Annotated in this window: 6 protein-coding genes and 1 tRNA gene; 2 read left to right on the forward strand and 5 right to left on the reverse strand. The window is 57.2% G+C overall.

Translation table 11 applies throughout. From position 1 onward, the window contains the following. Positions 1 to 58 precede the first annotated feature (58 nt). Positions 59 to 134: transfer RNA gene (locus IPK65_01580), tRNA-Thr, on the reverse strand. 121 nt (positions 135 to 255) lie between these two features. Next, positions 256 to 675, reverse strand: a complete 420-nt coding sequence (locus IPK65_01585; GenBank protein ID MBK8161871.1) for a transcriptional repressor — start codon at positions 673 to 675, stop codon at positions 256 to 258. Positions 676 to 991: 316 nt separating this feature from the next. Between IPK65_01585 and IPK65_01590 the strand changes: the two genes are divergently transcribed. Continuing rightward, complete coding sequence (locus IPK65_01590; protein ID MBK8161872.1) at positions 992 to 1,216, forward strand: hypothetical protein; 225 nt, start codon at positions 992 to 994, stop codon at positions 1,214 to 1,216. A gap of 152 nt (positions 1,217 to 1,368) precedes the next feature. After that, on the forward strand, positions 1,369 to 2,532 hold the full coding sequence (locus tag IPK65_01595) for a hypothetical protein (protein ID MBK8161873.1): 1,164 nt from the start codon (positions 1,369 to 1,371) through the stop codon (positions 2,530 to 2,532). A gap of 28 nt (positions 2,533 to 2,560) precedes the next feature. On the opposite strand, the gene IPK65_01600 is transcribed toward IPK65_01595, so the two are convergent. The 3 genes from IPK65_01600 to IPK65_01610 form a co-directional block, all read right to left on the reverse strand. Then, positions 2,561 to 2,845 (reverse strand): hypothetical protein, encoded by a 285-nt coding sequence (locus tag IPK65_01600; GenBank protein MBK8161874.1) that lies wholly within the window; start codon positions 2,843 to 2,845, stop codon positions 2,561 to 2,563. A gap of 1,275 nt (positions 2,846 to 4,120) precedes the next feature. Further along, positions 4,121 to 4,612 carry a hypothetical protein gene (locus IPK65_01605; protein MBK8161875.1) on the reverse strand — a complete coding sequence of 164 codons (492 nt, stop codon included), beginning with the start codon at positions 4,610 to 4,612 and terminating at the stop codon, positions 4,121 to 4,123. A 37-nt stretch (positions 4,613 to 4,649) separates the two neighbouring features. Then, positions 4,650 to 12,899 carry a hypothetical protein gene (locus IPK65_01610; GenBank protein ID MBK8161876.1) on the reverse strand — a complete coding sequence of 2,750 codons (8,250 nt, stop codon included), beginning with the start codon at positions 12,897 to 12,899 and terminating at the stop codon, positions 4,650 to 4,652. Positions 12,900 to 13,385: the final 486 nt, after the last annotated feature.

Consider the following 13,385-nt stretch of genomic DNA (forward strand, 5'->3'; position numbering starts at 1 on the left):
CGCCATAGCGCGCACCGATTAATCACACTGGGCTAATAACGGTACAGATGCAGTCTCTTGGTGCCGGCGAGAGGAATCGAACCTCCGACCTACTGATTACGAATCAGTTGCTCTACCGACTGAGCTACACCGGCTAGGTGGGACTGATGGCGAGGGAAACACAAACCCGCGTGGGCGGGGGCAGTATAAAAGATCGCTCCGCGAGCGACAAGCGCGCCGCCCGCAAGAGCCGATTCAGAGGAATTACGCCGGACCTCAGTCGTTCGGGCGCACCCGGATCACGACGTCCACGCCGTCGATGCGCGTCCCCGCCGGCGGCGTCGGCAGGCCACCGATGTTGATCTCGTCGGCGTCGAGGTCTGTCAGCATCCCGGTGTCCACGTTGTAGATGTGGTGGTGGGGATGGGTGGTCGAGTCGTAGAACACCTTGGTCGAATTGATGATCACTTCGCGAATCAGCCCCTTGCGCGTGAACAGCCCGAGTGTGTTGTAGACCGTGGCCTTGGACACATAGGCACCGTGGAGAGTGTTGACCTGATCGAGGATCTGGTCTGCGGACAGGTGCTGCGGCTTGGCGAACAGCACGCCCGCGATCTGCATGCGCTGCTGCGTCGGTTTAATATCATGCTCATGGAGCATCTGGATCAGTTCGGCATTCGTTTGCGGATAAGTCATGTAGCACCACTGCGTTGGTATCGTAGTTTCAGCGTCCTGCCGCCGTAACTCATATATATAGAGTCATAAACAATAGCGTCCTACCGGTAGATTTTATGAAATCAACCGGCAGGTTTCATCTATTTTATTCGCGATCCAACTCCTGTCAACGATTAACTTTTTGATCGCTCAGTAAAAATATGGTTTATCCACATTGGCAGACCGCACCGCCGGGTGCCAATCCGCGTCCGGCTAAGGTTTGACCGCCAAAAAGCCGTTAACACGCACAGAGACGATTGTGACGGCCGTCACAGTTCTGAGCGCAGGGAGACAGGGCATGGAGATGAATCTGGTCGGCGCCGAGGCGGGTGGAGGCAGGGCGTTTTTCCGCAGCAAGCGCATCTTTTATCACAACACGCTGGATGCCAATTCCAGCGGATGGTGCTTCACGGTGCGCGGCGGCCTGGTCTACGGGCCGTTCGAGAGCCAGAGCTTCGCGGAACGGATGCTGTCGGGGCTGATCGAGAAGTTCAAACGGAGCGGCGACACCGGGGGACGCTGAGCCGGACCCCGCCGGACCGCCACCCCGCCCCGGTCAACTTTCAGGATGGCCGGCCGTTAACCAAGTGAGTTCAATAAGATAGGCCCAGACCCGCAGGTCAGGGTCTGCGCTGTTTCAACCCCACGCAACATTGGCGCACGAGGATGGAAAACTTGCCGCCCATACTCACCATCGTGCTGGCCCAGGTCACCATGATCCTGCTGGCCGCCCTCGGCATCGGGGCATACTTCCACCTGCGCAGGACCCGGCGCCACCGGAACGAGTTCAAGGCCGTGATGGACATCGCGCGCCACGTGGGCCTGTCGTCACCGCCGCGCCACAACGGCGAACACCCGGAAACAGATGCCGGCCACATGCAGTCCGACTCCCTCTCCATGCTTGTCGACGATGACTTCACCGAGCGCACCAACCGCAGCATCGGCGAGATCCGCGAGGCCATCGCGCGGCTGGACGTGAAGTTCGGCCAGTTCCACCTTGAGGACGAGCTGCGCGACCAGGACATCGACCACAAGATCGAGGAAGAGAACAGCCAGATACTCGGGATGCGCAAGGAACTGGGCGAGGTCACCGCGGCGCTGCACGAGCTCAGGACACACCAGGCGACGCTCAACCAGGAGCTGCAGTCCCTGCGGGTCGAGGCCGAACGGCGCGCGGCGCATGACGCAGAGACAGGGGCAAAGCCCGCGCCGGCGGTGAAGCCGGGGCACTTTGACGGCGAGGTGACGCTGATTGACGATTTCTCCCTGCCCGACTCCGTCCTCGATGAACTGGAGGAAGTGGTAAAGACCGCCGCCGAGGCACCGGCCACGCGCAAGGCGGCGCCGCGACACGTCACGGCGGTCAACTCCGCGCCCGCGCGGATGAAACCCAAAGTGCCGCGCACCACCTCAACACCCGCGCACAAGGCCGCGGCGATGTCGTCGCATGCGCCCGCCGCCAAATCCGCCGCCGTGGCGCAGGCGGTCGACGAACCGCAGTTCGCCTTCGATCCCGCGAAGATCGACGACCTGTTCAATGCGCCGTATTTCATTCCAGGCGCCGCGAACGCCGGCATCAATGTCGAAGAGCTCAACTACGAAGATTTCAATCTGGACCAGCCGACCGGAGAGGCGGACGGTCCGCAGGAGCAGCCGCACTACGACGCGGATCGCGTGTTCTATCAGTCCTCACCGCAGACCGGCCTCAAGGCGGGCTGGTATTTCTCCCTCCGCGGCGGCAAGACGCACGGGCCGTTCGGCACCAAGGAGGCGGGCGAGCGCGTGCTCCGGGAGATGATCGAGCATTTCAAACGCAGCGGCGACACCGGCGGTCGCTAGCCGGCACGCGCGCCTGACAATCCTTCTTCTACTGACCTTCCGCAGGCAGGTACTCGTCCCGGCACGCATCGCGCAGCATCTCTGCCGCGGCGTCGCTGCCGACCTGCGGCAGGAAACTGAACAGACAGCTGCGATAGTTGCGCTCCCTCTCCTCGTGCGACACGACGCCCGTCGCGGGCGCAGTGCGCAACATCCGTATGCGCTCGTCGAATGAACTGTCCGCGGCCACGCCCTCGCGCCCGGCCAACAGCGCCACGGCCAGCACCGCCGCAAGCGAGCCTGCCCCCAGTACAACAATTCGGTTCCTGTTCATCACTCCCCCTTTCAAGCCTGGTTCAGCACATGGGCGCGGCGACGCCACCTGAATGCCCGCGCGGCATCAGGATGACAAAGAACCGGGAAAAAAAGTACCCCGACGGACTCGTTTGGAGGGGGAGGGAGGAGGATTGAGCCGTCGGGGCAAAGCTTAAGGGGTCGGTGACATGAACGAGTTCACTATCACCATCTACAGTAGAACACTGCCGGCTTAATCCGGGCTTAATGCGGCAGGCCAGGGCGCCAGCGGGCAATTCCACAAAAAAAAGCCCACGATTCTGAAGAGGAAGTCGTGGGCCAATGATCAGGCAGGAGACAAATTGTTAACTAATGAGACCGGCCGGCACGGGAAAGGTTCCATGCGCGGGAAAAATCTCTGATGTGACTGATTTAAAGACAAAAAAAACCCCGCAGGGGGTGCGGGGCGAATGAGGGGATGTTGCCAGGAGAGAAACTATGAAGACCCATCCATAGGGGTACTGCTCCCTAACGCTAAAACCTTACTAAGCCCTTGATTTCAGGCATCCTTGAATCTCGCGATCGCCCAGGGGCCGCAGATACATGGCCGGGATATGCACCGTCCTGGCCGGGGCGCTGGCCCGCGGGTGCTCGATAACCTGTCCCCCTGCAAGCGTCTCCCGCAGGGAACCGGATTTACTAACCTTTGCGTGGCGTACCATATTCAGTCCTCCAAATTTCCGTTCGTCGCCAGTGTGCAGACTCACCTTATGTCTTGCATCACCCGTGCCAATAGCTGGAATATCAAGATATTTAATATATAAACAATGAGTTAGATCTACTCTCCAACACACTACCGAGTTTCGAAACCGCCAGAGAATGGTGCAGCCACCGATTAAGGGCCAATTAAACCAGCCCTTACGGTGCAAAAAACTGATCTGGGGCAAGATTCGGGAAGAAAGTGCGCAGGGATGGCGGAGGTGGGTCTCAATTCGGGTGTGATATGGCTATCAGTGGACAATATCAGGCCAGATGTGGAACTACGGTTGGCGAGGTTTCGCAACGCAATGCGGCTTGGACACAAGCTTGATTAAACGAAGAGGAGGAATAGCTCTGAGTGCAGTTGATCCGAATGACATAATGAAACTACGACCATCATTACACGATTGATGGAGTTCGCAGCCAGCAACATTCATCTCATTGCACGCTAGACTCGACGTATTTTCCACAGCCGTTCAATTCCGATGTATGTGCTCAGCCTAATCAACGATTTCTGCCGCTAGGTATTCGTATTTTATATGGACGATATTCTGCATTATCTCGACTCTGAAATTAACTCTTTAGCGGTATTTTCGTAGAACTGCGGATTCAGTCCTGCATTCCCTCCCTCATTGCCCCGAGTCAGCTCTATTCTTATTTGGGTACCTTGAGGCAAACCCGACCCATGCATCGAAACTTGATAGAAAACTCCACCAGACAATGCGCCTCTCTCTTGCCAAGCGCTCAATATTTTGATCTTTTGCCCCTTTGTGATCTGCCTCTTGAATGCGATCTCTGGGCCTGAAATTCCAACGCCAGGAAGTACAGTGATGTAGGCAACAGAATCTCGATTCATATCCTCATAAACCCCATATGCATAAAGATCAGTTGTGGTACGGAATTCTGCGCCTACGATGCTGGAATACGGGGCCGAATAACTTAATTCGTCTAATTTATTCTCGACACAAGCACTAGATACTACAGCCCAAAGGAAGAAGACGAGCCTAATAGAAAGATAACTTCCTTCACATCGCCTCTTGATGCCCATTATTTTTTTCCTATTTATAGGGAGGGGCTGAAAGCTGTTAATCACACATAAGCAATGGCTTCTTACCCACCAGCTTTAAGATGCTATTGTCAACTTCAGTAGCGACCGCGAGCACATACATACCCGGCATAGTAGGTATGTTAATGAGCCAATCAGGCAAACCAGCGGTAAGCCCAATATCTACAAGTGCATCATGGAGTATCCCAAAGGTATGACCTGCCGGGACATAATCGTCGATCAACTTTCCGATCCCTTTTCCTGGTTCAACGAGATTACTATTCTCTCTGCCAACAACGTACGGATTTGTATCGGGCCTGAACCAATCGAGGCCCGCTGGGTCAACACGATTAACAGGATTTTCCCCAACATAACCATAGAGATTCATATCCCCACTATTAAATAAGATTGGATCCTTCGCCATCCATCTCCCTAGCTTCGGGTCGTAGTCTCTAGCACCAAATCGTACGAGGCCTGTCTGTCGATCATGAATTCCACCAGCAAACCCAAACGGCTGAAAACCTGGATTGGTGTCATTCATGATATTGCCCCAGACGTCATAGTCGATGCGCTGGGCGATCGATCCGTCCTCGGTATTCACGATCAATCGCGGGCTCCCCAGATGATCAGAGAGGATGCGGTAGGCGGTACCGTTCTTGATCATATAGGACGGTGCGTTCGACTTTTCGGCGTAGACGAACCGGGACAGGACGTTGCCGGATTCGTCGAGTTCGGCAACAGGGTTTAGCTGGTCCTGGTAGAGAAGCCCCTGAACCAGATCACCGTTTACCTTCTTACCGATGCGGCGGTTCTGGCCGTCGATGAGATAGTCGATACCGGTACCGTCCGGCATTACCACCTGGCGCAGATTTCCGAATACATCGTAGTTGTAGGTAGTCACGCCCGTCGCATCCGTCCGGGTTAGGAGTTCCCCATTGGCTGTATAGGTAAAGCTGGCGGTTCCATCGCTGAGCAAGCGGTCCTGGGCGTCGTAGACTCCGCCGCTGCGATTCCCATTGGCGTCATAGCTGTAGGTGGCCGTAATCTGGCCGTCCTGTCTGACTTCGTTCAAGCGGCCGGCCATATCATATGTGTAGTCGTAAAGAATGGCCGATCCTTCAATCGTTTCTGACTTTCGAGTGATGCGCCCCAGAGCGTCACGAGTGTAGGCAACCGAGTAGAACGCCCCGCCCAAGGTACCGGAGAGGAGTAACTCTCCCTGTACGGGCGTCGTTGTCACGTCGATGAGGGAGGCGGCGCCGCCTGCCGCCCAGCGGTTAATATTGCCGCCTGAGTCTCCATGGTAGATAGCGCCGTCATCGCCGAGCACGAGTGATAGGGCATTGAAGGGCATGGCGATGATCGTTCCGTCCACCTGGCGGCAGTTTACGGGCATGGCAAGATCTGTCCAACAGATAGTGCCGTCATCATCGATCCCTACGGATCCTGCCTGACGCAGGCGGGTGCTGGTTTGAAACAGAGTGATGGCCGTGTCATCCGGCAGAATCCTGTCGAAGTAACTGCGATCTGTGCGAACAATCATCCCCCACGCCGAACTTGCCAGTATTCCTGCGCTGGCAATTGCGTCGTTTTCGCGGGGGAGAGGTATATTCACAAGTGTCGCATTTCCAGTTACCCGGAAAACCGCCGCCTGCCCGGGTCCTGTGGAACCCGTGACATAAACCGCGCCGTCGCTGCTTACTTCCATATCATTCACGAACATCAAACCGGCCGAGGCGAGGTCGGCAACCGGCGTTTCGCCCGTGCCGTCATAGATGGATATATTCATGTCCTTGAGCAGGTAAATACTCCCATTGGATCCCACAGCAACGTCCGCGGCCTCTGCCAGCCAGGCCGGCTGCTGTACAAGACCACTGCCTGCAGGGACCACCCAGGCGCCGCTCACATTTCCGTCATTGCCGAAGAAGTACACATCCCCTGAAGGCGACACCGACAGGACACGGTCCACTATGTATGGAGAACCGAGGGCATGACGATCAATCGCCGCAATGTCCTGCACGGCAAGTTGATCGCCGTCATAGACGTCTACCGTTACTGTGTTGATCCCGAGATTGGGCAATATAATTTCCCCGCTGACATCACCGTTCGGCGCCACAGTCATGGCCACGCCATTGACGGCTACCGCGCTCGCGCCGGCGAAATTTCCACGGATCAGCAGGATGTCGGAGGTAATGTTCTGACCGAGCACAGTCAGATCCAGGGCAACGTTACCCTCTGTATCCATCGAGATCAATTCACCGAATTCGTTATAACCATTCGCAGTAGACACGCTGCCCAGCATGCTCCCGGTCATGAGGCCATTCCGGATGTCCCGACTTAGGGAGAGCGCGCCTGCCGTCGTGACCAGGCCATCATCGTCGTAGCCATAGGCCACGGAATCGCCGTTGACATCGAGACTGGCGATCTGGAAATCGTCATTGAATTCACGGCTGACCGAGCCATTGATGTCGCCCGACCAGGTCTGCCCCGTCGGCAGAAACCCGGCATAGTCGAAACTCAGATTATTGCCATCGGGAGCGGTAATCTCATTATTCCTGCCCACGATGTCATAACCGTATAGATAACTGCCGCCGAGCGTAGCAATGCCTTGCAGACGGCCGCTCAGCGCATCATATATATAATCCACGCTTTGACCATCCGGGCGCTGGATCCTCATCGGCTGCCGGTCGAGGTTGTAACTGTATTGGGTGATAGTATTTCCCGTGGCAACATCCGGCGGTGTATAAACTCTTTCCTCATCCCTCGCGGTGTAATCGAACACATGGGCCGAGCCACCTGGCGGCGTGATTCCTGTCAGATTGCCATTGGCGTCATAACTCAGGTGAATTACCCGGTCATCGGGCAATATTTGTTCTATCACTCGTCCGGCGGCATCGTACCGGTACCGGTTCTGACGACCTGCGGCATCGGTGATTCCGGCGAGATAACCCGCCTGAATTCCGTTGTCGTGGTAACTGAAGGTTGTCGTACGCGACCCGGCCCCTTCGCCCTGGACCAGGGCGGTCACGCGACCATGTGTATCGTAGTTCAGGGAACTCGTGGCAAGGTTCCCGGCCTGCATCTCGATCGGGCGGGACAATGAATCAATTACTGTCGTTGCAACACGTCCGGCCGGCGTGGTCGCCGTCCAGGTCCGATCGGAAGCATCATATTCCTGGATGGTAGTTCTTCCGTTGCGAGTTGATGATTCATACCAATCGCCGAGACTGAGCAGGTCCGCAGGATCGGACAGACGGACTGTACGTGAAATGTTCGTGCTGGATATGATGCCCTGCGGAAGGGTGATGGTTGATTGCGTCGTCCGCGGGCTCAGCAGTCCAAATCTCGGATCAGGACCTTCCACTGTCTGCGATACCGTACCATCCTGAGCTGTCGTCGTCTGTGTCGTATCGGAGAAATCGCTCAGGGTAACGGTTCCATCCGCGCCAGTGTTGATCTGCCGGCGGATGCCGTTCGGGCGGTACTCGGTTCCGAACAGGATGACTCTGCCTTCTCCGCTTGTCATGGAAACAACTTGATTATTGGTGCTGGCGGTTCTGTGCAACTGCCAGCCGCCGCCGACCGGGTCGACGTCGCGCCTGAGACGGCCATCCGCCTCAAAGGCATACTCGGTACGGTTGCCGTTGCGATCCGTATAGGCGCTCATGAGAGCGCCCGGCGCATATTCCATCCGCCAGGCGTGCGCGGCCGGGTCGATGACCGTCTGCAGTTGGCCGCTCATATCAACGCCCAGTTCGGTGGTCTGCCCAAAGGGTGCGGTAATACGCTGTGGCCTGCCCGAGCTGTCGCGCGCAATCGCGGTCAGATCGCCGTCCACATCCTCGATGCCGACTAGCCGTCCACTACCGTCGTAATGGAATCGATAGACCACGGAGCCACTAACAGCATCGAGTGTCCGCAGATGCCGGCCATCGACTGAGAACTGAAATAACTGACTGCCATCCGTCGATGGAACCAGAAACTGGTCCTCACTGACGGAGGCGGAGGCGCGCCCGATCATTCGAATACGGTTGTTCCCTTCGTCTACAACGTACAGATCGCCGTTAGGGGCAAGCGCCGCACCTGCTGGAAAACGCAATTGTGCGAGCGCAACCGGCCCGTTGTCGCCGGATAATCCGATGTTGCCTGTACCTGCAATTGTAGTGATGAATCCATCGGAATGGACCATACGAACACGGTGATTGTCCGTGTCGGCGATGTACAGTCCACCTTCGGCCGCCAGCGCGATCTTCGCCGGTTCGTTGAGCTGCGACTGGGTCGCCAGCATCCCATCACCGTTATATCCTGCCGTCCCGGTACCCGCATAGGTTCTGATATTCCCGTCGACGTCCACTTTCCGGATGCGGTGATTATCACGGTCCGCTATATAGAATGAACCATCTTTACCTGGAATCACCGCCGAGGGACGATTCAGCCTCACGCTCCTGGCCGGCACACCTTCTCCAGGCTGGAAGCCATTTGCGCCATTACCCGCCACCGTGATCAGCCGGCCATCCGGAGTCAGTTGCCGGATTAAACCATTCCCCGTGTCGGCGATATAGAGGACACCATCCGTACCGATGCCGATCCCGGAGGGTGAGCTCAACTGTATGAGTCCTGCATCACCGTCGAATCCATTGAATCCCGCGGTACCTGTCCCGGCAACCGTCGTGATGATGCCGTTCGTGTCGATCCTCCGTATGCGGTGGTTATTCGTATCCGCGACATACACGGAACCTTCCGGAGAAAGCGCGATCCCGGCGGGACCACTCAATTGCGCCTGGGCAGCGGGTCCGTTGTCGCCGCTGAAACCGGCGGCACCGGTACCGGCGATGGTCGTGATCACCCCGTCAGGGGTGACGCGGCGAATGCGGTGGGAGCCGGTATCGGCGATATATATGGATCCGTCAGGTCCTGCTACAGCATCGAACGGCGAGGAGAGCCGCGCGGACACTGCTGGTCCACCATCCCCCGCGCCGGCTACCGATCCCCCACCGACTGCCGTAGTGATGACGCGGCTGGCATCCGACGCCGACAGTCTCGCCCCATCACCAAGCCAAAGCGACTTCGCCGCCGGATCGTAAGCGTGGTGAACATCCAGCGTCCATCCACCCAGGCCCGCCTGAGATATCAATGCAGGTGTATTGAGCAGCAAGCGAGTCCACTCGCGGCGCATACGAACCGGACCTGCGTTATAAGCGCCGACAATAGATATCGCGCCTCCCGTCATCATGCGTGCGAAGGCCCTGCTGCCCTTATACGGCCCCATGTAGATCAACTTATACAGATAATCAATCGCGACGTGTGCCGTTGCGGAGTTGATCGGCCGGCCGTAAACGTCAAGCCCATCCCAGACAAACGTGTATTGCTGGTGTGGTATCGGCAGAAATATCCGCCTGAAAATACGGCCCGCAATCTGTATCGTGACTTCTACAGGCAGCAGGCTTCCAGGCACGGTCGCACCGGTAACGGGAATCTGCAAGGTGGTCTTCGCGGTATAGCCCGGCATGTGTTTGCTCTGGTAGTAGAGCTGATAGGGCGTTCCCACAACCGGAATCCGCTCTCCGAGTGACTGACTCTGAGGCTGGATATCGCAGCCCGCACAGGAATCCTGGTCATCATCCGGCGGAGGGATGTCTTTCGGCTCGTGAGGAGGATTGATCGCATCGGGCGGAGGCCCCCACGGGAAATTGCAATCGAATGGTGTGAAATGAGTGATGGGCGCACGGAACAGACTGGTTCCTGGTGAATACATCATGCCCAGCTGGACACGTTCTGCCGCAGTGATGCCCAAGCCTGCGAGTTCGGCGGCTTCCGCCGGTTCTCCGCTGCCGTCCAGATCGATGTCGGCCATGCCCCCGGTCACTCCCAGGACCTCAATCACCTGGCCATCGTCCGAGGGTACCCAGATCGCCCGTGTTCGGTCATACCAACCGACGGGGACGATCTCACCCACCGGGAATTGCCGGACGTTTTCGACGTAGAACAAGACAGGCTGATTGAAATCCACACGCACGGCGCCTGCGGAGATCGCTTCGTCGGCACTCAGCTCCACGGCATAAGTGTAGGCGCTCGCGGGTGGCAGATCCGCAGGCATGGCGGCCGGACCCGATTGACCTACGGTATACTCTGTCGCCCGTACATGTATCACTTCAAGTCCATGTATGGTCCCATCCGGCAGCGCCATAGTTGCCGTGGTGCCCTGGGGGAACAGTATTGTTGCCTGTCGCGAACCGAGCTCATCCAAACTTACACTACCGCGAGCAACCTGCATCGGCGCCTCCGGAGCAAGGCTGATCTCGGTTACCCGCGTGTCGATGGGAATCATCACAACGTCAGGCAGCCATGCATAATCCTGCCATGGCGCATTCATAGTGCGTTGCACGCCGAGATAGCCGGCCTTGTTATACTCGACCGTGATCGGCCCGCCGCCGTTGACAGCCATGTCGAAGGCCCCATCGACTCGGGTCAGGGTCTGACCGTACTCCCCGTGATCGTGAATCGTGACTGTCACACCGGGCAACGGCCGGCCATTGCGTCCGGTGACGACACCGCGCAGCACCGCGACACGCTCCGGGACGATGATGTTCGGGATCACGCCAGTCTGAATCGGATTTGCGCCTGAATACAGGAAGCGAGTAGCGTCCGCGAAGGAGACGCTGACCGTAGAATCGAGTGGCGGGGCCACGGAGGCCGGATCCGGGGGCAACGAACCGGCCGGGGTGTCATTCTGTTGATTCGGGTCGCTACCGGCCTCCACCTCGGCTCCGTCATTGAAACCGTCCCCATCTGTATCAGCCAGGCGCGGATTGGTCAGGTGCTGATTAACCTCATCACCGTCAGAAAGACCGTCTCTATCCGAATCCGGATCGATCGGATCGGTATGATAGAGATTGACCTCGTCGCCGTCACCGAGCCCGTCGCCATCGGTGTCCGGAGAATTCGGATCGGTTCCAAGCTGATGTTCATTTTCATCTGAAAGCCCGTCTCCATCGGAATCCGGCGGAACATAGACGCTGATACTGATCTGCGAGGTGTCCGGGTCGCTTTCGAGCAGGTCATCGCTGACAATCAACTGAACAACATAAGTGCCCGCCAGGTCTGGAACAAAGGTCGGTGAAGTCGTCGCGTCACCCAGCAAGACCGCATTGCTGTCCGTCGGGATGCTGACAAGCGACCACTGAAAACTCAAGGGATCATAATCTGCATCGCTGGAAGCACTTCCATCCAGCACCACAATGTTGCCGATATATGCATCGAAATCGTCTCCTGCGTGAGCAACAGGTCGTGAATTCTGTGTGGTGATCACGACGCGATCAGGAGCACTGACAAGATTTCCGTCATCCACGATAAGATCGAATTCATATGTCCCCGGCCGGTCGACATAGAATGCGGGTCGATTCGTGAAGGCGTTATCCAGCGCGGCGGCGCTCTGTTCCGGCCTTGCAGCGAGTACCCACAGATAGCCCAGAGGATCGCCATCCGCGTCCTCCGATCCGGTTCCATCGAGCAGGACGGTATCGCCGACAAACACGGTCTGGTCCGGACCGGCATGGGCTGTTGGCGCGGAGTTCAACGTAGAGATTCGTATCGTATCCGGAACGCTGTCTGCCTGACCGTCACTGACAATGAGCTCGACGACATAACTTCCAGGGAGATCAACGACAAAGCTGGGTCTCAGCCCATTACTTTCCTGCAGTTCCGCCGAGCTCCCTGCCGGGACTGACTGGAAGCGCCATCGGTACGACAAGGTTTCTCCGTCCACGTCCGTTGAACCCGCGCCGTCCAGCACAACCGTCTCACTTACGTAAGCCGTGAGATCCGTCCCCGCATTGGCCACCGGAGGTGAGTTATGGGACTCGACCACCGGCAGGTAAAGTCTCGGCGTAAACGTCAGCACCGTGTTCCGTCTCGGTTTCTTGAATATAACAACTCGCGCGCGCTTCTCTCCTGGCGACAGCACGGGGTCCACAATGTGATGAAATGGTATACCCTCCGTACTTGCTGTCCCCGGCCAGATGACTGACACGGATGCAGGCGAAACATTCTCTACAGCGAGGTACATGGGACCGGACAATGGAACGTTCCCCGTGTTGGTGAATGTCACCACATAGGTTTCATAATTGTTAAATGGATTGAAATCGGTCTTTATGGATTTGAATGTTACGTGGCTCGGTATCCGGAGCAATTCAAGTGAAACAGCCGCGAAGGCATGGGATACCGTGACCAGCATTCCAAAGCATACGGCTATCCATGACCGCGCGATGACGATACGACTCTGTACGCTCATCTTACCCCCCGACCTGGACCTTCCTGAATCGTTGATAGCCATACGAGTCTTGGACCGATCACCCGAATCGATTCAGGGAATCCTTCCATGCGCACGATCGTGATCGATTCTGAATAATCTCCAAACGGACGATGCTGCAGCGCAATGCAGGACTTCCTGCTACGCCTGAAATCACGCTGCGGTGGACATTGAGTGGATGCGCCGCTCATGTCGACGCAAGCGGGATAAGCCAGGCTTATGAGCCTGGGGTACTGCGCAAAACGCGGGCGTGGTATTCCGCAAGTCCGGATGTGATTCATCAGATGACGCTCCTTCGTCTGCTCATCCTCATTCCTTGAGGATGGATTCGCACACAATCGTACCAGTGGTAATCAGGGGTTATTTATGCCGCGATTCCGCCCCAGGATCTATCCCCTATGCGTGCTAACCTTGATGATCTAGCGAATTAAGGGCAATGCCGCAGATGCCAGGACCGGCGCCACTGAG

This window comes from Gammaproteobacteria bacterium (assembly GCA_016712635.1).
In the GTDB taxonomy this organism is placed as follows: Bacteria; Pseudomonadota; Gammaproteobacteria; order SZUA-140; family SZUA-140; genus JADJWH01.